Source organism: Corynebacterium sp. UBA2622 (genome assembly GCF_002339505.1).
Classification (GTDB): Bacteria; Actinomycetota; Actinomycetes; order Mycobacteriales; family Mycobacteriaceae; genus Corynebacterium.
The window spans coordinates 88,536-105,276 of sequence record NZ_DDJO01000002.1 but is presented as its reverse complement, the minus strand read 5'-3'; the positions used below and the strand labels follow the sequence as shown (position 1 = coordinate 105,276).

The 16,741-nt window shown below is 67.1% G+C and carries 25 protein-coding genes and 1 pseudogene; 19 read left to right on the top strand and 7 right to left on the bottom strand.

Annotated elements, in window-relative coordinates; all coding sequences use genetic code 11:
- Positions 1–10 precede the first annotated feature (10 nt).
- Positions 11–313: a hypothetical protein gene (locus B3611_RS01040; protein ID WP_291313230.1), complete on the bottom strand. Its 303-nt coding sequence runs from the start codon at positions 311–313 to the stop codon at positions 11–13.
- Between the two features lie 2 nt (positions 314–315).
- Positions 316–834 carry an Asp23/Gls24 family envelope stress response protein gene (locus B3611_RS01035; protein ID WP_291313229.1) on the bottom strand — a complete coding sequence of 173 codons (519 nt, stop codon included), beginning with the start codon at positions 832–834 and terminating at the stop codon, positions 316–318.
- 625 nt (positions 835–1,459) lie between these two features.
- Here B3611_RS01035 and rpsJ point away from each other — a divergent pair.
- The 11 genes from rpsJ (at position 1,460) to rpsQ (ending at position 6,649) form a co-directional block, all read left to right on the top strand.
- On the top strand, positions 1,460–1,765 hold the full coding sequence (rpsJ, locus tag B3611_RS01030) for a 30S ribosomal protein S10 (RefSeq protein ID WP_003848085.1): 306 nt from the start codon (positions 1,460–1,462) through the stop codon (positions 1,763–1,765).
- A gap of 63 nt (positions 1,766–1,828) precedes the next feature.
- Positions 1,829–2,485 carry a 50S ribosomal protein L3 gene (gene rplC / locus B3611_RS01025; protein ID WP_291313228.1) on the top strand — a complete coding sequence of 219 codons (657 nt, stop codon included), beginning with the start codon at positions 1,829–1,831 and terminating at the stop codon, positions 2,483–2,485.
- Positions 2,482–3,147 (top strand): 50S ribosomal protein L4, encoded by a 666-nt coding sequence (gene rplD, locus B3611_RS01020; protein ID WP_291313227.1) that lies wholly within the window; start codon positions 2,482–2,484, stop codon positions 3,145–3,147. Before rplC ends, rplD begins: the two co-directional genes overlap by 4 nt.
- Positions 3,147–3,452 (top strand): 50S ribosomal protein L23, encoded by a 306-nt coding sequence (rplW, locus tag B3611_RS01015; protein WP_291313226.1) that lies wholly within the window; start codon positions 3,147–3,149, stop codon positions 3,450–3,452. Before rplD ends, rplW begins: the two co-directional genes overlap by 1 nt.
- 25 nt (positions 3,453–3,477) lie before the next feature.
- Positions 3,478–4,314 carry a 50S ribosomal protein L2 gene (gene rplB, locus B3611_RS01010; RefSeq protein WP_291313225.1) on the top strand — a complete coding sequence of 279 codons (837 nt, stop codon included), beginning with the start codon at positions 3,478–3,480 and terminating at the stop codon, positions 4,312–4,314.
- 16 nt (positions 4,315–4,330) lie between these two features.
- Entirely contained in the window at positions 4,331–4,606 is a 276-nt protein-coding gene (rpsS, locus tag B3611_RS01005) for a 30S ribosomal protein S19 (RefSeq protein ID WP_291313224.1), read from the top strand.
- A 3-nt stretch (positions 4,607–4,609) separates the two neighbouring features.
- Positions 4,610–4,969, top strand: coding sequence for a 50S ribosomal protein L22 (rplV, locus tag B3611_RS01000; RefSeq protein ID WP_291313223.1), 360 nt, complete (start codon positions 4,610–4,612; stop codon positions 4,967–4,969).
- Positions 4,969–5,712 carry a 30S ribosomal protein S3 gene (rpsC, locus tag B3611_RS00995; RefSeq protein ID WP_291313222.1) on the top strand — a complete coding sequence of 248 codons (744 nt, stop codon included), beginning with the start codon at positions 4,969–4,971 and terminating at the stop codon, positions 5,710–5,712. Before rplV ends, rpsC begins: the two co-directional genes overlap by 1 nt.
- 3 nt (positions 5,713–5,715) lie before the next feature.
- Positions 5,716–6,132: a 50S ribosomal protein L16 gene (gene rplP, locus B3611_RS00990; protein ID WP_291313221.1), complete on the top strand. Its 417-nt coding sequence runs from the start codon at positions 5,716–5,718 to the stop codon at positions 6,130–6,132.
- The gene (gene rpmC, locus B3611_RS00985; protein ID WP_291313220.1) at positions 6,132–6,362 is read left to right on the top strand and encodes a 50S ribosomal protein L29; all 231 of its coding nucleotides are present in this window, start codon (positions 6,132–6,134) and stop codon (positions 6,360–6,362) included. The genes rplP and rpmC overlap by 1 nt, the downstream gene beginning before the upstream one ends.
- A gap of 2 nt (positions 6,363–6,364) precedes the next feature.
- Positions 6,365–6,649 (top strand): 30S ribosomal protein S17, encoded by a 285-nt coding sequence (gene rpsQ / locus B3611_RS00980; protein WP_291313219.1) that lies wholly within the window; start codon positions 6,365–6,367, stop codon positions 6,647–6,649.
- Positions 6,650–6,847: 198 nt separating this feature from the next.
- On the opposite strand, the gene B3611_RS00975 is transcribed toward rpsQ, so the two are convergent.
- Complete coding sequence (locus B3611_RS00975; RefSeq protein WP_291313218.1) at positions 6,848–7,648, bottom strand: siderophore-interacting protein; 801 nt, start codon at positions 7,646–7,648, stop codon at positions 6,848–6,850.
- Between the two features lie 115 nt (positions 7,649–7,763).
- On the opposite strand from B3611_RS00975, the gene B3611_RS00970 reads away from it, so the two are divergent.
- The 4 genes from B3611_RS00970 to B3611_RS00955 are packed head-to-tail and all read left to right on the top strand — an operon-like array spanning position 7,764 to position 11,537.
- On the top strand, positions 7,764–8,735 hold the full coding sequence (locus B3611_RS00970) for an ABC transporter substrate-binding protein (RefSeq protein WP_291313217.1): 972 nt from the start codon (positions 7,764–7,766) through the stop codon (positions 8,733–8,735).
- The gene (locus B3611_RS00965) at positions 8,735–9,724 is read left to right on the top strand and encodes a FecCD family ABC transporter permease (protein ID WP_291313216.1); all 990 of its coding nucleotides are present in this window, start codon (positions 8,735–8,737) and stop codon (positions 9,722–9,724) included. Before B3611_RS00970 ends, B3611_RS00965 begins: the two co-directional genes overlap by 1 nt.
- Positions 9,721–10,764, top strand: coding sequence for a FecCD family ABC transporter permease (locus B3611_RS00960; RefSeq protein WP_291313215.1), 1,044 nt, complete (start codon positions 9,721–9,723; stop codon positions 10,762–10,764). The genes B3611_RS00965 and B3611_RS00960 overlap by 4 nt, the downstream gene beginning before the upstream one ends.
- Positions 10,761–11,537, top strand: a complete 777-nt coding sequence (locus tag B3611_RS00955; protein ID WP_291313214.1) for an ABC transporter ATP-binding protein — start codon at positions 10,761–10,763, stop codon at positions 11,535–11,537. Before B3611_RS00960 ends, B3611_RS00955 begins: the two co-directional genes overlap by 4 nt.
- Before the next feature lie 15 nt (positions 11,538–11,552).
- On the opposite strand, the pseudogene thiD reads toward B3611_RS00955, so the two are convergent.
- A pseudogene (gene thiD, locus B3611_RS00950) lies at positions 11,553–12,383 on the bottom strand (bifunctional hydroxymethylpyrimidine kinase/phosphomethylpyrimidine kinase); the annotation flags it as partial.
- Positions 12,384–12,726: 343 nt separating this feature from the next.
- On the opposite strand from thiD, the gene rplN reads away from it, so the two are divergent.
- From rplN to B3611_RS00930, 4 genes are all read left to right on the top strand, one after another.
- Positions 12,727–13,095 (top strand): 50S ribosomal protein L14, encoded by a 369-nt coding sequence (rplN, locus tag B3611_RS00945; protein ID WP_115685305.1) that lies wholly within the window; start codon positions 12,727–12,729, stop codon positions 13,093–13,095.
- 2 nt (positions 13,096–13,097) lie between these two features.
- Positions 13,098–13,412, top strand: coding sequence for a 50S ribosomal protein L24 (rplX, locus tag B3611_RS00940; protein WP_291313213.1), 315 nt, complete (start codon positions 13,098–13,100; stop codon positions 13,410–13,412).
- 2 nt (positions 13,413–13,414) lie between these two features.
- The gene (gene rplE, locus B3611_RS00935) at positions 13,415–13,993 is read left to right on the top strand and encodes a 50S ribosomal protein L5 (RefSeq protein WP_291313212.1); all 579 of its coding nucleotides are present in this window, start codon (positions 13,415–13,417) and stop codon (positions 13,991–13,993) included.
- A gap of 134 nt (positions 13,994–14,127) precedes the next feature.
- Positions 14,128–14,910, top strand: a complete 783-nt coding sequence (locus tag B3611_RS00930; RefSeq protein WP_291313211.1) for a formate/nitrite transporter family protein — start codon at positions 14,128–14,130, stop codon at positions 14,908–14,910.
- Here B3611_RS00930 and fdhD read toward each other — a convergent pair.
- The 3 genes from fdhD to B3611_RS00915 all read right to left on the bottom strand — a co-directional run bounded on the left by fdhD (position 14,907) and on the right by B3611_RS00915 (position 16,642).
- Positions 14,907–15,752 carry a formate dehydrogenase accessory sulfurtransferase FdhD gene (gene fdhD, locus B3611_RS00925; RefSeq protein WP_291313210.1) on the bottom strand — a complete coding sequence of 282 codons (846 nt, stop codon included), beginning with the start codon at positions 15,750–15,752 and terminating at the stop codon, positions 14,907–14,909. The genes B3611_RS00930 and fdhD overlap by 4 nt on opposite strands.
- Positions 15,753–15,763: 11 nt before the next feature.
- Positions 15,764–16,054 carry a DUF6457 domain-containing protein gene (locus B3611_RS00920; protein WP_291313209.1) on the bottom strand — a complete coding sequence of 97 codons (291 nt, stop codon included), beginning with the start codon at positions 16,052–16,054 and terminating at the stop codon, positions 15,764–15,766.
- A gap of 96 nt (positions 16,055–16,150) precedes the next feature.
- The gene (locus B3611_RS00915; RefSeq protein ID WP_291313208.1) at positions 16,151–16,642 is read right to left on the bottom strand and encodes a carboxymuconolactone decarboxylase family protein; all 492 of its coding nucleotides are present in this window, start codon (positions 16,640–16,642) and stop codon (positions 16,151–16,153) included.
- Positions 16,643–16,741: the final 99 nt, after the last annotated feature.

Here is a 16,741-nt window from a genome sequence, read left to right as displayed (position 1 = left end):
CGGGAGGTGTTTACTGCGCGTCCGAGACGACGACATCGACGTAGTCCGCGCCGGTTGCCCCGGCGATGGCGGAACGGGCCTCCTCGGCGACCGAGCGGACGTCACGGCCGGAGGAGACGTCGAAGACGAGGTGCGCTTCCAGGCCCCTGAGCCCGCCTCTCTCCGAGGGACGGATGCCCTCGATGCGGGCACCCGGGAGGAGGATGGCGACCTCGCCGAAACGCCCCGGATCGAGCCCGGCGACGCCGGGCACGGCCAATGCCGCGGCGCGGGCGGCACGCCCGGTTTCCGGGGTCACGAGCGGGGGCAGCACGGCTACTGGTCCAGGCGGGTGGCCGGGTTCAGGGAGCCCTCACCGGGCTGATCGGCCGGCTCAGGGTCCTGCCCGGGGAGGTGGACATCGTGCACGGTGATGTCCACCCGGTCGACGACGAGCCCGGTCATCCGCGTAATGGCCACGGTGACGTTCTCGCGGATGGCGTTGGCCAGCTCGTGGATCGCAACCCCGTACTCCGCAATGATGGCCACGGCGACGGAGGTGTGACCGTCTTCCACGGCCACGTTGACACCCTGCTGGACGTTGGTGGAGGACGTGAGCGACTCGCGCACGGCCCCCCACATCCGGGCGGCACCCCCGCCGAGGTTGAATACGCCGGACACCTCGCGAGCAGCGATGCCGGCGATCTTGCCCACCACATTGTCATCGATCACGGTGGTGCCGTGGTCCGTTTCCAGGTTTTCGTTGCGCGGACGCAGCTGCTCGGGGCTCACTGTCGTGGAGGAGCTGGGGGTGCTCCCGGCGGCGGTGGCGTTGCGGTTCGTGTTCTCGGCCATGACGGTCCTTCCTCGGAAAAGGCGGGGCGAGCCCCTGGTTGGTTCCGGTATCTTGTTGCATCCCCCGCACCGGCAGGCCCGTCAACCGGAGAGTTCTTGGCCGTTTCCGCCGGTGAGCGGGTGTTGGAACCAGCGTACACAGGCCGCTGAACGGACGGGGGCGGCAAGGGGCGGGGGAGGCGTTTTGGTATGAATTTGATACGTTCGCGCGGCCGTCGGAAAGCGTCTTGCGTATTGCCTGCCAGCATGTTTAAATGGAGCGGTTGCCTTAACACGGCGCGTTTTCGCGCGGTGGTTCGGCGAACATGACACCTTCGAAAGAGGGACCCGTTTAACGGGGACCGGAGAAGGGCCATGGCAAATAAACAGCGGCAGTACGCAAGGGTCACGCGCCCTTCCGGGTCTGACACCCGAGCAGCCGGCCCCCGGGGCCGGGCTCAGGCGAAAGCACTGATGCAGCACGCAGTTTCTTTGCCGTGCGCCTCACCTTTCGGACGTGTCACGACAGTCAGAAAACGACACTGGCGTTGAGCCAAGGGCCCAGCCCGGACAACGTTATAGAGAAACTAGAAGCTACAACCCCACCGCTTCAGCACGAATGTGGGGATGCGAGGAAGAGGTAAGCGTGGCGGGACAGAAGATCCGCATCAGGCTCAAGGCCTACGACCACGAGGCGATCGACGCATCCGCGAAGAAGATCGTCGAGACGGTCACCCGCACGGGTGCCCGAGTCGTGGGACCGGTGCCGTTGCCCACTGAAAAGAACGTGTACGCCGTTATTCGTTCTCCGCACAAGTACAAGGACTCTCGCGAGCACTTCGAGATGCGCACCCACAAGCGCCTCATCGACATTCTCGACCCGACGCCCAAGACCGTCGACGCGCTCATGCGCATCGACCTCCCGGCCAGCGTCGACGTGAACATTCAGTAGCACCTGAAACTCACGCTCTCTGAGCAGCAAGAGATCCCCCAACTTCCAGTGGAGAACCAACACATGTCTGACAACCAGATCAAGGGCATTCTGGGCAAGAAGCTCGGCATGACCCAGATCTTCGACGAGGATAACCACGTAATCCCGGTTACCGTCGTCGAGGCTGGGCCGGCCGTGGTCACCCAGATTCGTACCCCCGAAACCGATGGCTACTCCGCCATCCAGATCGCCTACGGCGACATTGATCCCCGTAAGACGAAGAAGCCGCAGGCCGGCCACTTCAAGAAGGCCGGCGTGAACCCGCGCCGCTACGTCACCGAGATCCGCATGGACGACACCTCCGCATACGAGGTCGGCCAGGAGATCACCGCCAACATCTTCGACGGCGACACCTACGTCGACGTCGTGGGCACCACCAAGGGTCACGGTTATGCCGGCGCGATGAAGCGCCACGGCTTCGCCGGCCAGGGTGCGTCCCACGGTAACCAGGCGGCTCACCGTCGCGTGGGTTCCATCGGCGGCTGCGCCACCCCGGGTCGCGTCCTCAAGGGCACCCGCATGGCAGGCCGCATGGGCGGTAACCGGGTTACCACCCAGAACCTGAAGATTCAACGCATCGACGGCGACAACAACCTGATCCTGATCAAGGGTGCCATCCCCGGCGCCAAGGGCAGCGTTGTTACCGTCAAGACCGCAGTGAAGGGCGGTGCTCACGCATGACGAACCTGACTCTTGACGTCCACACCGCTGACGGAAAGACCAACGGAACCGTCGAGCTTCCGGCTGAACTTTTCGACCGCGAAGCCTCCATCCCCCTGATGCACCAGGTTGTCACCGCACAGCTGGCAGCCGCGCGTCAGGGCACCCACGCCACGAAGACCCGTGGCATGGTCCGCGGCGGCGGCCGCAAGCCGTTCCGCCAGAAGGGGACCGGCCGCGCCCGTCAGGGCTCGACCCGCGCTCCGCACTTCACCGGTGGTGGCACCGTCCACGGTCCGCAGCCGCGTTCCTACGCGCAGCGCACCCCCAAGAAGATGATCAAGGCCGCTCTCGCCGGCGCCCTCACCGACCGTGCCCGCAACGCGCGCATCCACGTCGTTGAGGATCTCGTCCCGGGCCAGACCCCGTCGACGAAGTCCGCCCGCGCCTTCCTGGAGCGCCTGACTGACCGCAAGAGCGTTCTGCTCGTGATCGGCCGTGAGGACACTAACTCCCGTCTTTCCGCAAGGAACCTGCCGGGTGTGCACATCCTTGAGCCGGCACAGCTGAACACCTACGACGTGCTCAATGCCGACGACCTCGTGTTCTCGGTGGAGGCACTCCACACCCTCGCCAACGCTGCCGGCAACGCCAGCGCTGTCGCCGTGGAGGAGGATAAGTAATGGCCAAGTTTGCCAACCCGCGTGACATCGTCATCGCCCCGGTCCTCTCCGAGAAGACCTACGCGCTGATGGAGCAGAACACGTACACGTTCCTCGTGAACCCGACTGCCAACAAGACCCAGATCAAGATTGCCGTGGAGGAGATCTTCGGCGTCGACGTCGCTTCGGTGAACACCGCCAACCGTGAGGGCAAGCGCAAGCGCTCCCGCACCGGTATGGGCAAGCGCAAGGACACCAAGCGCGCCTACGTCACCCTCCGCGAGGGCAGCGACTCCATCGACATCTTCGGCGGCGCAGCCGTCTAAGTGGCTCGATAGAAAAGGACACATTATGGCTATTCGCAAGTACAAGCCGACAACCCCGGGTCGCCGCGCCAGCTCCGTTTCCGAATTCCAGGAGCTCACCCGCTCCACCCCGGAAAAGACCCTGCTGCGCCCGCTTCCCAAGAAGGGTGGCCGCAACCAGCACGGCCACATCACCACCCGTCACCGCGGCGGCGGCCACAAGCGCCGCTACCGTGTGATCGACTTCCGCCGCTCCGACAAGGACGGCGTGCTGGCCAAGGTCGCGCACATCGAGTACGACCCGAACCGCACCGCGAACATCGCGCTGCTGCACTACTACGACGGTGAGAAGCGCTACATCATCGCGCCGAAGGGTCTGACCCAGGGCACCGTTATCGAGTCGGGTCCGACCGCGGACATCAAGGTGGGCAACAACCTTCCGCTGCGCAACATCCCGACCGGTACGACCATCCACGCCGTGGAGCTCAAGCCGGGCGCAGGCGCCAAGCTCGCCCGCTCCGCGGGAACCTCCATCCAGCTGCTGGGCAAGGAGGGCTCCTACGCCGTTCTGCGTATGCCGTCCTCCGAGATCCGCCGCGTGGACATCCGCTGCCGCGCCACCATCGGCGAGGTCGGAAACGCCGATCAGATCAACATCCGCTGGGGCAAGGCCGGCCGCATGCGCTGGAAGGGCTGGCGCCCGACGGTTCGTGGCGTTGTCATGAACCCGGTCGACCACCCGCACGGCGGTGGCGAGGGCAAGACGTCCGGTGGACGCCACCCCGTTTCGCCGTGGGGCCAGAAGGAAGGCCGCACCCGCAACCCGAACCGTTACTCGAACAACATGATCGTGCGCCGTCGTCGCTCGAACAAGAAGCGCTAAGAGGAGGTAAACAGACATGCCACGCAGCCTTAAGAAAGGCCCGTTCGTCGACGAGCACCTCCTCAACAAGGTGGACGCTCAGAACGAGGCCGGCACCAAGCAGGTCATCAAGACCTGGTCTCGCCGCTCGACCATTCTCCCCGATTTCATCGGACACACTTTCGCCGTCCACGACGGTCGCAAGCACGTCCCGGTGTTCGTCGACGAGTCCATGGTCGGCCACAAGCTCGGCGAGTTTGCACCCACCAAGACCTTCAAGGGTCACATCAAGGACCAGAAGGGACGTCGATAAGCAATGGCTGACACCATCACCACTGCATCCGCGACGGCCAGGTTCGTCCGCACTTCCCCGATGAAGGCCCGCCGCGTGCTGGCCCTCGTCCGCGGCAAGTCCGTCGCCGAGGCCCTCGCGATCCTGAAGTACGCGCCGCAGGGTGCCGCCAAGCCGGTGGCCAAGGTCGTCGCGTCCGCAGCCGCCAACGCCGAGAACAACTTCGGTCTGGACCCGCGCACCCTGGTCATCTCCGAGGCGTACGCCAACGAGGGCCCGACCATGCGCCGTTACCAGCCCCGTGCCCAGGGCCGCGCCTTCCAGATCCGGAAGCGCACGTCCCACATCACCGTTGTTGTCGAGTCCAAGGAAGGGGCTAAGTAATGGGCCAGAAAATTCACCCACACGGCCTGCGCCTGGGAATCACCGCAGACTGGAAGTCCCACTGGTACGCCGACAAGAACTACGCCGACTACGTTGCCGAGGACATCAAGATCCGCGATTTCCTCTCCAAGGGTCTTGAGCGCGCCGGCATCGCCGACGTCGTGATTGAGCGCACCCGTGACCGTGTCCGCGTCGACATCCACACCGCCCGCCCGGGCATCGTGATCGGCCGCCGCGGTGCCGAGGCTGACCGTATTCGCCGTGAGCTGGAGAAGCTCACCGGCAAGATGGTCGCCCTCAACATCCTCGAGGTCAAGAACGTCGACGCCAACGCTGCCCTGGTGGCCCAGTCCATCGCGGAGCAGCTGGTCAACCGCGTTGCCTTCCGTCGCGCGATGCGCAAGGCCATCCAGTCCGCCATGCGCAACCCGCAGGTCAAGGGCATCAAGGTCATGACCTCCGGTCGTCTCGGCGGCGCCGAGATGTCCCGCGTCGAGCGCTACCACGAGGGGCGTGTGCCGCTGCACACCCTCCGTGCGGAGATCGACTACGGCATTGCGGAGGCGCACACCACCTTCGGCGTCATCGGCGTCAAGGTGTGGATCTACAAGGGCGATGTCGTCGGTGGCGTCCGCGAGTCCGAGCTCAACGCTCCCTCGAACGACCGTCGTGGCCGCGGTGACCGCCGCCCCCGCCGCGGTGGCCAGCGCCGCCAGCGCGCAGAGCAGAAGCAGGAGGGTTAAAACATGCTTATCCCCAAGCGCGTTAAATACCGCCGCCAGCACCGCCCGACCCGTCGCGGCGTGTCCAAGGGTGGCAACACCATCAACTTCGGTGACTACGGCCTCCAGGCTCTCGAGCCGGCCTACATCACCAACCGCCAGATCGAGGCCGCGCGTATCGCGATCAACCGCCACGTCAAGCGTGGCGGCAAGGTCTGGATCAACATCTTCCCGGACCGCCCCCTGACCCAGAAGCCGCTCGGCGTGCGCATGGGTTCCGGTAAGGGCCCCGTGGAGAAGTGGGCGGCCAACGTTAAGCCGGGCCGCATCCTCTTCGAGATGTCGTACCCGAACGAGGAAACCGCACTCGAAGCCCTCCGCCGCGCCGGCGCGAAGCTTCCGTGCAAGGTTCGCGTCATCAAGAAGGAGGACCAGTTCTAATGGCTAACGGTACCCCCGCATCCGAGTTCCGCGAGCTCACCGAAGACGAGCTGCGCACCCGCCTGACCGAGGCGAAGGAAGAGCTGTTCAACCTGCGTTTCCAGCTCGCCACCGGCCAGCTGACCAACAACCGCCGCATCTCCACCGTTAAGCGCGACATCGCACGCATCTACACGGTGCTGCGCGAGCGCGAGCTCGGCCTGTCCGTCGTCCCGGGAGCTGAGGCATAACCATGACTGAGGCAAACGTGAACGAAGTGAAGAAGGAAAAGGCGTCACAGAAGCGCCGCCGTGGCTACGTCGTGTCCGACAAGATGGACAAGACGATCGTCGTGGAGGTCGAGGACCGCAAGTCCCACGCCCTGTACGGCAAGATCGTGCGTAGCTCGAAGCGTGTGAAGGCGCACGACGAGAACAACACCGCCGGTGTCGGTGACCTCGTGCACATCGAGGAGACCCGCCCGCTGTCCAAGGACAAGCACTTCCGTCTTGTGGACATCATCGAGAAGGCCCGCTAGCCCCTATCGGCTACTGGCAGCCTGAAGGCCCCGCGTAAGCGGGGCCTTTTTGCGTACCCGGCCGCGTTAACCCCGTGGGTTGCGGGGCATCGGGTGCACGGGGAAAGCGCCAGACGGGCGAAATGGAGGTAAAACCGGTCTGGTGCTTTCCCCCTGGACCTGCGCTCCCGGCGAGCGCTCGGGGGTGTTGAAAAGGGGCTAGGGCCGGGGCCGGCCCTCGAACCAGTAGGGAACCCACGTGATGGCCTTGGAATTGACGCCCCAGGTCTTTACCGCGAGGTTGCGGACCTTTTTGGCCATGCCCCCCTCGCCGCACGCCCAGACCGTGTCGGGAATGTCCCACCCCTCCACGGTGAAGAGGCGGGCGATCTCATCGGCGGAAGCCGCCGAGGGTGTTCGCGTGACATGCAGGCGGGCGACGAGCGGGGCCCAGTAATCAGCGAAACCCGGCTCAACCATTCCTTCGTCCGCGCCCACCACCACGACCTCCGTTGTGCCGAGGGACGCGGGATCCGTCGCCTCGAGGTGGGAGAGCACGCGGCGCGCGGCGGGAAGAGAGCTCGGGTCGGCAACGATGAGAAGCCGACCCTGGGCCGGTTCCCATACCGGGTGGCAACCGAGGAAACCGGCGGTATCCCCGGGGCGGACCCGGTTGAACCAGGCCGAGCCCGGGCCGTTGTCACCGTGGGTGACCACGTCGACATCCACCTCGGCGTCGGCGGGACGGTAGTGGCGCACCGTGTACCAGCGCAGCGTGGGGCGCTCGGAACGCGGAATGAAGGACACCGAGGCCCGCGGGTTGTGGCCCATCCGGAATGGCTTGAACCGCTGCCCCTCCTGCGGCATGACCAGCCCGAAGTACTCATCGGGGGCGAAGCCGGGGGTGTCCCGGAATTCGGGGGCGTGCAGGGTGACGCGAACCAGCTCCTCCGCGGGCCGCTCCACGCCGGTGACCGTGACGGGGACGAGGCGGTGCGGGTTCCTCACGTGCGTTCCCATTCGAACCTCCTTGCAAATCGTAGCCCTTTCAGATTAGGTTTGCCTTACCTACTTCGCAAGCCCTAGTATGTGGGAGTCTGCCGACAACAGCACCCGCCCCCAGGAAGGACCATCCGTGAACATTTCTTTCCGGCGCCCCGGACGCGGCGCCGCCGCCGTGCTCACCGCCGCCGCCCTCGCCCTGACGGGGTGCTCCCGCGCGTCCGACAGCGGTGACGCGGCAGGGAAGACGTCGGAAAGCGGGGCAGCGGCCGCGGAAGCGAACAACGAGCGCGTTGCGGCGCTCGGACTCGGCGACGTGGACACCGCCCTCGCGCTGGGGGTCGTCCCCACTGTGGTCGCCCCCTTCGGTGGCGAGGGTGACGTCGGACCGAAGGGTGTCGGCCCGTGGGCCGAGGAGCGCTTCGGCGACAAGCAGCCCGTGGTGATCTATGGAACCGGCTCCGGGTTCACCTCCGAGGCGATGGAGAAGGTCATCGGCGCCGATCCGACCAACATCATCGCCGTGAACACCGTCCTGGAGCAGGACACCCTCTCCCAGCTGAGGAACATCGCCCCGGTCACCGTGAAGCCGGATGGCGCGAAGGACTGGCAGATCCCCTGGGAGGACCAGGTTCGCGCCATTGCTGGAGGGCTGGGCAAGAAGGACGAGGGGGACACCCTGGTCAAGGACACCGAGAAGAAGTTCGAGGACTTCCGCTCCGCGCACGGTGATCTCCAGGGGAAGAAGGGCGCGGTGGCGATGCCCTTCAACGGGCAGATCAGCATCTACGGCTCCGGTGACGGCCGCGGGCAGTTCGTCGAGGACATGGGCATGACAATCCCGCAGGACCTGCAGAGCACCGACACCTTCTACAACGCGCTCTCCGCCGAGAACTTCGGCCGGCTCGATGAGCTTGACCGCCTCTTCATTGTCGACTGGGGCGGGGCCGCCGAGCAGCTGCGCAACGACCCGAACTTCCAGAACCTGAAAATCGTCAGAGAGGGCCGCGTGGTCTTCCTGGACCAGAACACGGGCAGCGCGATGAGCATGCCCAATCCGCTGACCATCCCGTGGGCGCTCAACGAGGTGTCCAAGAACCTCTGATGCGTCCTTCACGCCTTGCCACGGTCGCCTTCTGCACGGGTGCGCTGGCCCTCGCCGTCGTCGCTTCGTGCTTCGTCGGGTCGAACGCCACGGCGGCCGATGACGTGTTCCGGGCCATCGTTTCCGGGCCGGGCGACGGCGAGGCTGCCCACCTCGTGTGGGACCTCCGGGTCCCGCGCACGCTGCTCGCGGCCGCTGCCGGGGCGTCCCTCGCCCTCGCGGGGGCGTTCGCGCAGAGCTGGATGCGCAACCCGCTCGCCGACCCGGGTTACCTGGGTGTGACGGCGGGTGCGGCGTTCGCGGTGGCAGTGGCCATGAGCTTCGGCGTCCTTTCGCATCCGTGGGCCATTTCAGCGGCCGCCCTCGTGGGCAGTGCCGCAGCGGTCGGCGTAATCACCGCCGTCGCGCGGCACTCCCTGGATCCCGTCACGCTCATCCTCGTCGGCGTGGGCATCACCGCCTCGCTTCAGGCCGGGGCGACCATGCTCGCGCTGCGCACGCACAGCGTCTTCGACGGCATGCGGCAGTGGACGGTCGGCACGACCGCGGGCCGCGGGTGGACGGAAATCTCCATTGCGGCCGCGGGTCTTGCGCTCGGTCTGATGCTGGCCGCCGTGCTTGCGCGACCGCTCGACCTTCTCTCGATGGGGGAGGAGTCGGCGCGGGCCCTGGGAGTCGACCCGCGGTGGGTGCACCCTGGCGCGGCCGCGGTGATCGCGGTTCTCGCGGGTTCGGCGACAGCCGCGGTGGGGCCCGTGGTCTTCGTCGGTTTTGCCGCACCGCACCTCACACGTTTCTTCACCGGCCCCTCGCTGAGCCGCATGTTGGTTCCCGTCGCCCTCGTCGGCGCGGTGCTGGTACTCGGCGCCGACATCCTCGGGCGCGTCGTCATGCGCCCCGGGGAGCTGGACCTGTCCGTCGTGATCGCGATTGTGGGTGCACCCCTGCTCATCTGGGTGGCGCGGCGCGGGGCCGGGGTGCTCCTGTGAGCGTCCACGAAATGCTGCGGCACCAGCGCGCCCGCCGCCTGCGCGGCCGCCTCCTCGCGGCGGCGTTGTTCACGCTGGTCGCCGCGGCTGCCTACATCCTGCTGCTGGCGAGGGGCGCCGTGCAGCTGGAACCCGGCGAGGTCCTGCGCTCCCTCACGGGGCGCGGCACCCCCCGGACGGACCAGATCGTGTGGGACCTGCGCCTCCCCGTCGCCGCAGCGACGCTCATCATTGGTGCGGCCCTCGGTCTCGCCGGCGCCTGGACCCAGACGGTGGCGCGCAATCCCCTCGCCTCCCCGGACATCCTCGGCGTATCCGGGGGAGCGGCCGTCGCGGTGGTCACCGGCACGGTTGTGGCGCGTCCGGGCTGGCCGGAGGACATCGACGCGTTCTGGTGGAGGGCCGGTCTCGCGCTCGCGGGCGCCATCGTGGCCGTTGCGCTCCTCCTCGCCCTCGGCGGTGTCCGCGCCACCAGCCGCTTCGTCCTCGTGGGAGTGGCGTTGTCCATGATGGCGCAGGCCGCGGTGAGTTACATGCTGTTGCGCGCGGACCTCACCCGGGCCGCGGATGCCCAGACGTGGCTCGCCGGCTCGTTGGCCCACGTGCGGTTCGATTCGCTCGCCCCGCTCGCCCTGGGTCTCATTCCCTTCCTCGTAGCGGGTCTGGCGGTGGGGGCCGACCTGCCGCTGCTGGCCCACGACGACCCCAGCGCCACCTCCCTCGGGGTGCGCCTCCCCGTGGTGCGCGGTGTCCTCATCGTGGCGGCGACGGGGATCGTTGCGGTCACCGTGTCGCTTGCCGGGCCGATCGGGTTCGTTGCCCTCATCGCCCCGCAGCTCGCGCGCGGGGTGTCCCGCGCTCCGACGCCCCCGCCGCTCGTCTCGGCCCTCGCCGGAGCCGCCCTCCTGTCCGGGTGTGCCGTAGCGGTGGGTTTCTTCCCGTCCAGCCCTCCCGTGGGGCTGCTCACCTCTGCCATCGGCGGAATCGTCCTAGTCGCCCTGGTCGTCGCCAGGGCCCGCAACCAGAGGGTGGTCGCATGATTGAGGTCCACAACGTCCGCGCGGGTTACGGCGACGGCCCCGATGTCGTCGACGGGGTGAGCCTCACGGCCGCACCGGGGAGCGTCACCACCCTGATCGGCCCGAACGGCTGCGGCAAGTCGACGCTCCTGAAGACAATGACCCACCTGCTCACCCCCCGCGCGGGGCAGGTGCTTGTCGACGGCCGCGACCTCCACTCGCTGGGCGCGCGGGAGGCCGCCCGCACCGTGGCACTCCTGCCCCAGCACCCCGCGGCCCCGCCCGGGCTCACCGTGGGCGAGCTGGTCAGCCGCGGCCGCCATCCCTACCGGCGATTCGGCCGCGGGGCGGGGGGCACCCGCGAAATCGAGGCGGCCCTCGAGCGCACCGGGGTCACGCACTACGTGGACAGGGACATCGCGGAGCTCTCGGGCGGGCAGCGGCAGCGGGTGTGGCTGGCGATGGCACTCGCCCAGACGACACCGGTCCTCCTCCTCGACGAGCCCACCACCTACCTCGACCCCGCCCACGCGGTGTCGGTGCTCGAGCTCGCCCGAGAGCTTGCGCGCGACGGCCTTACGGTTGTCATGGTGCTCCACGACCTGATGCTGGCGGGCGCATACTCGGACACGATGGTGGTCATGCGCGACGGGCGGGTGATGGCCCACGGCTCGCCCAGCGAGGCGATCACGCGCGAATCCCTCGCCGCGGCCTACGGGCTCGAGGCGGAGGTATGGGACGACCCCCGCGGAACCGCGCCGATCGTCGTTCCCCGGGGCGTCATCGGCGACTGAGGCAGTGCTTCACGACGCCCCGCCCGCCAACCGGCGGAGGCGGTGGAAGTGATCCACCGGGCCGTGGCCGCCGCCGACGTTCAGGGCATCGGCGTGCTCAATGGCTTCGAGTAGCCAGCGCGAGGACCACTCGGCGGCGGCGGGTGCGGAGGCGTCGATAAGCATGCGGGTGGCCAGCGCCGAGGACAGGGAGCACCCGGTGCCGTGCGTGTTGGGGGTGTCTACCCGGCGCACGCGGATGCGGTGCACGCCGCCGTCGGGGGAAACGAAGGCGTTCGAGGCCTCGCCGCCGGTGAGGTGACCCCCCTTGACCAGCACGGACACCCCGGCATCCCCGGCGTAGCGCAGCCCCTGCTCCACGGCCTCCGGGAAGCTGGTGGCCGGGTCGCAGCCAAGGAGAACAGCCAGCTCGGGGACGTTGGGGGTGACCACGGTGGCGTGTTCGCGGACGAACCCGCGCAGCTCGTCCTCGGCATCCGCGCCGAGGAGCCGATCCCCGGAGGTGGCCACCATGACGGGGTCGACCACCACGACGGACACGGGGTGCCCGCGCAGAAACCCGGACACGGTACGGGTGATGTCGGCGTCGCCGAGCATCCCGACCTTGACGGCGTCGACGGTGACATCATCGAAAACCGCCTCGAGCTGGGCAAGGAGGAAGTCCGGGGGTGGGGTATGCACCTGGCGCACCCCGCGGGTGTTCTGGGCGACCAGCGCCGTGACCACCGCCATCCCGTAACCGCCGGCGGCGGCGATGGACTTCAGGTCGGCCTGTATTCCGGCCCCGCCGGTCGGATCCGTCCCGGCGATAGAGAGAACCCTGGGCTGCTGCTCGCGGTGTCGCATGCCTTCCTTTCTAGATGCTTTCCCTCCGGGACGTACTGCGGCTAACCCGCCTCCAGCGCACCACCCGGGGGCTCATGGCAGCATTTCCTCCGGGCGCCGTGGCTGAACCCCCGATTCCCGGGCCCGCGCAGATTTGGGGTGCGGGCTGACCACGTGGTTTAATACTCCAGTTGCCTGGAGCTGGTCGGGGCGGACGCGCGTTTCCGAGTGAACGTCCCGAGACCCTTCGACGCCGCGCGCACTGCCACGGTGTTCGTCGATAAGCGAAAGAGCACGAAAGCAAGTGACCACGTGCGTTCAGGACGGAAATCTGTCGCACATACTACCAGGTCAGGAGACCACAGTGATTCAGCAGGAATCGCGTCTGAAGGTCGCCGACAACACCGGCGCACGGGAAATCCTGTGCATCCGCGTGCTCGGCGGCTCTGTCCGACGCTTCGCCGGAATCGGCGACACGATTGTCGCCACCGTGAAGGAAGCCGCCCCGGGCGGCAACGTCAAGGAGGGTGAGGTTGTCCGCGCCGTCATCGTCCGCGCCAAGAAGGAGACCCGCCGCCCGGACGGCTCCTACATCGCGTTCGACGAAAACGCCGCCGTTCTGATCAAGAACGACACCGAGCCGCGCGGCACCCGTATCTTCGGCCCTGTTGCGCGCGAGCTGCGCGACAAGCGCTTCATGAAGATTGTTTCTCTCGCACCGGAGGTGATCTAAGTATGAAGATCAAGAAGGGCGATATGGTCCAGGTGATCTCCGGCAAGGACAAGGGCGCGCAGGGCAAGGTCATCGAGGCCTACCCCGCACGTGACAAGGTCCTCGTCGAGGGTGTCAACCGCATGAAGAAGCACGTCGCAAACTCCTACAACGAGCGCGGCGCCGAGTCCGGTGGCATCGTCACCCAGGAAGCACCGATCCACGTGTCCAACGTGGCACTGCTCGACTCGGAGGGAAACCCGACCCGCGTCGGCTACCGCTTCGATGAGGACGGCACGAAGGTCCGCGTTGCCAAGTCGAACGGGAAGGACATCTAAGCATGGCTGAGAACTACACCCCGCGTCTCAAGACCCGCTACAAGGACGACATCCGAGCCAAGCTCAACGACGAGTTCGGCTACGACAACGTCATGCAGATCCCGGGCCTGACCAAGATCGTCGTCAACATGGGCGTCGGCGAGGCGGCCCGCGACTCCAAGGTCATCAACGGTGCTCTCGAGGACCTCACCGCGATCACCGGCCAGAAGCCGCAGCTGCGTCGCGCGAAGAAGTCCATCGCGAACTTCAAGCTCCGTGAGGGCATGCCCATCGGCGCGAAGGTCACCCTCCGCGGCGACCGCATGTGGGAGTTCCTGGACCGCCTGCTCAACGTCGCTCTGCCGCGTATCCGCGACTTCCGCGGCCTGAACGACAAGCAGTTCGACGGCGCCGGAAACTACACCTTCGGCCTCACCGAGCAGACCATGTTCTACGAGATCGACATCGACAAGGTCGATCGCGTGCGCGGCATGGACATCACGCTCGTGACCACCGCGACGAACGACGACGAGGGTCGCGCGCTCCTGCGCCACCTCGGCTTCCCGTTCGCCGACAAAGACGGCAAGATGCAGCAGGCTTAAGCCTGACGCTGCCGCACGAGAGTTTCCCTCTCCGCTTCCCCGAAAGGGGGCGGAGGGGGATTTCTTTTCGCCTACAATCCACTCAGTCCCCGTTCACCGGGTCCGCGCGGACCCCGACATGAAAGAAGACCACCGTGGCCCTATACGAGGCAATTGATACGGGAGCGGCCAAGAAGGTCGAGCTCCTAGAGAAAGATTTCGCGCGGTTCGCCGTCCGCGCCATGCTCGCGGGCATCTACCTCACCCTGGGCACGGCCTTTGCCGCTGTCGCCGGCAACACCACCGAGAAGTTCGCCCACGGCTCCGGCCCGCTCGTCTTTGCCCTGCTTTTCGGGCTGGGTCTCTTCGCCATCATCATCCTCGGTGCGGAACTCGCGACAGGCGACATGATGTTCGTCTCCTGGGCAGCCACCCGGCGGGGGCTCTCGTGGGGTCGGGCTGTCAAGGTCGTCGTCGTCGCCACCGTGTTCAACCTCATCGGCGCCGTGCTCGTGGCCTTCGTGATGAGCCAGTCCGGCAAGCTCGGCGTGATGGACGACACTCACCTCATCTCGACGCTGACCGCCGGCAAGCTGGCCAAACCCGCCCTGGGCGCCTTCATCGAGGCCATCGGCGCGAACTTCGTGGTCAACATGGCGGTGGTTGGGGCGCTGAAGGCGCCGGACATCGTCTCCAAGTTCGCCGTCATCGTGCCCATCATCGCCATCTTTGTCGGCCTCGGCCTCGAGCACATCATCGCGAACTTCTCCCTGTTCACGTTGGCCTTCACCGCCTCGCCCCACCCGGCGGGCTTTGACGCCGCACACATAGCCGTGAACTGGCTCGTCGTCTGGCTGGGCAACTTCATCGGCGGCGGCCTGGGCATCGGCGCGGTCTACGCCTGGCTGAACCAGACCAAGACGTCGTACGTCGATTAGCGCGCGCTTGGCGACGCCCCCGCCAACGTGCCCGAGTAGAGGTTGAAGCGCTCCTCCCGGGTGAAACCCGCCAGGGCCATGCCGGCCTGACGGGCGAGCTCGACCGCGAGGGAGGAGGCGGCCGAGACGGCGACGAGCGCGGGGAAGCCTGCCATCGCGGCCTTCTGCACCAGCTCAAACGACGCCCGCGAGGACATGACCAGGATCATGTTCCTGGCGGGCAGTTTCTCTTCCATCAGAAGATGGCCGACAACCTTGTCGGCGGCGTTGTGCCGGCCGATGTCCTCCCGGATGACGAGGGGGCTGCCGTCGAGGTCGAAGGCCCCGGCGGCGTGGATCCCCCCGGTCTTCCGGAACTGTTTCTGCCCCTCCCGCAGCCTGGCGGGCAGGGACATCACGAGCCCGGGGTCGAGCTCGATCGGCTCGATGGGGGCGTGCGTGCGGTGCAGGAGTTCGCTGATGGACTGCGTCCCGCACACCCCGCACGCGCTGGTGGTGGGGGTGAGGCGGATGAAGTCGGGGGTGACGGGCGCCGCGCTGCCCGCCAGCTCCACATCGAGGAGGTTGTAGGTGTTCTCGCCCTCCGGGCCCACGGCACCCGCGCAGTAGCGCGCTGTGGTGACATCGGCGGCGGAGGTGATCAGCCCCTCGGCGTAGAGCCACCCGTGGGCCAACTCGATGTCGTTTCCGGGGGTCCGCATGGTGGTAACCACGCTGCGCCCGTCGGCGCGGATCTCCAGGGGTTCCTCCACGCTGACGGTGTCGGTGCGGGTGCTGGTGTAGACGGTGCCGTCGCTGCGGGTGACGCGGGTGACGGCGAAGCTGCGGTTGATTCTTCCCATGTAGTCGCAGGCTAGTGGCCGTAGCGCTCCAGCAGGTCGTCGATCTTGCCGATGAGCTCCTGAACCACGGCGAGGGAGTCCTCGTCGGTCTCCACGGGGCCGAGCCTCTGGCCCGCGGCGTATCCGAGAACAAAGGCGGTGGTGGGTGCGGCGGGCCGGGACGGGCCGTTGTGCGCGACGTTCGCAGTCATGTTGAGCACGGGTCCCACGGCCTTGCGGGTCACATCCGGGGAGACGCCGAGCTCCTCCGAAACGGCGGTGAGCCATTCATGGGTGGATGTCAGGTTGTCTTTATCAGCCACGGGATACCTCCGTTGAGTTCGGGTGGGTTGTGGCCATCATAGGCCCGCGCGGGATTCCAGGTCGGGATTCCGGGGTCGGGTGCGGCGGAGCCGCCGTCAGGACCACCCCGCCCGGGCGGTGTAGTTGAGGTCGAACTCCGTCGCTCCCTTCACCGACTGCGGATCGGTGCGCGTGGCGATGCTCAGGCGGTTGAAGGAGTTGATGGCGAGGATGCTGACCAGCAGGTCATGGGTGCCCTCGGTGCCGTGCAGGGCAACCGCACGGTTCCATAGTTCGTCGGGGACGGATTCATAACCGTCGATGTGGGTGACGGCGTCGGTGAGTTCGAGGACCACCGCTTCCTCCGCACCATAGGAGTCCGCGTAATTGGTCCAGTCCTCCGCACGGAGGATGCGTTTTTCGGACCACCCGTCGTGGCGCGCGTCGCGCCGGTGTGTGGTGACGCACGCGCGGCAGTCGTTGAGCACGGAGGCCCGCAGGGAGATGAGGTGGCGGTAGTCGGACGGGGTGTGGCGGGAGGAGTACTTCACCGCGGGGAGCAGCGAACGCAGGGCGTCGCCACGCATCTGGGGGCGAGGGGTGACCATGGGTCCACATTAGGCCCCGGGCCGGACGCGGGGCGCACCGTTATCCACAACCGGCTGGAAGCCGTCGGGTTATCCACAGGGAGAAACGGCTGCGGGGCG

Coding starts and splice junctions, on each gene's coding strand:
- rpmC (WP_291313220.1), top strand. CDS start 6,132: ATGGCTAACGGTACCCCCGCATCCGAGTTCCGCGAGCTCACCGAAGAC.
- rplE (WP_291313212.1), top strand. CDS start 13,415: ATGGCTGAGAACTACACCCCGCGTCTCAAGACCCGCTACAAGGACGAC.
- rplD (WP_291313227.1), top strand. CDS start 2,482: ATGACGAACCTGACTCTTGACGTCCACACCGCTGACGGAAAGACCAAC.
- rplW (WP_291313226.1), top strand. CDS start 3,147: ATGGCCAAGTTTGCCAACCCGCGTGACATCGTCATCGCCCCGGTCCTC.
- rplP (WP_291313221.1), top strand. CDS start 5,716: ATGCTTATCCCCAAGCGCGTTAAATACCGCCGCCAGCACCGCCCGACC.
- rplB (WP_291313225.1), top strand. CDS start 3,478: ATGGCTATTCGCAAGTACAAGCCGACAACCCCGGGTCGCCGCGCCAGC.
- rplX (WP_291313213.1), top strand. CDS start 13,098: ATGAAGATCAAGAAGGGCGATATGGTCCAGGTGATCTCCGGCAAGGAC.
- rpsQ (WP_291313219.1), top strand. CDS start 6,365: ATGACTGAGGCAAACGTGAACGAAGTGAAGAAGGAAAAGGCGTCACAG.
- B3611_RS00955 (WP_291313214.1), top strand. CDS start 10,761: ATGATTGAGGTCCACAACGTCCGCGCGGGTTACGGCGACGGCCCCGAT.
- fdhD (WP_291313210.1), bottom strand. CDS start 15,752: ATGGGAAGAATCAACCGCAGCTTCGCCGTCACCCGCGTCACCCGCAGC.
- rpsC (WP_291313222.1), top strand. CDS start 4,969: ATGGGCCAGAAAATTCACCCACACGGCCTGCGCCTGGGAATCACCGCA.
- rpsS (WP_291313224.1), top strand. CDS start 4,331: ATGCCACGCAGCCTTAAGAAAGGCCCGTTCGTCGACGAGCACCTCCTC.
- rplV (WP_291313223.1), top strand. CDS start 4,610: ATGGCTGACACCATCACCACTGCATCCGCGACGGCCAGGTTCGTCCGC.
- B3611_RS00975 (WP_291313218.1), bottom strand. CDS start 7,648: ATGGGAACGCACGTGAGGAACCCGCACCGCCTCGTCCCCGTCACGGTC.
- B3611_RS00965 (WP_291313216.1), top strand. CDS start 8,735: ATGCGTCCTTCACGCCTTGCCACGGTCGCCTTCTGCACGGGTGCGCTG.
- B3611_RS01035 (WP_291313229.1), bottom strand. CDS start 834: ATGGCCGAGAACACGAACCGCAACGCCACCGCCGCCGGGAGCACCCCC.
- B3611_RS00915 (WP_291313208.1), bottom strand. CDS start 16,642: ATGGTCACCCCTCGCCCCCAGATGCGTGGCGACGCCCTGCGTTCGCTG.
- rplC (WP_291313228.1), top strand. CDS start 1,829: ATGTCTGACAACCAGATCAAGGGCATTCTGGGCAAGAAGCTCGGCATG.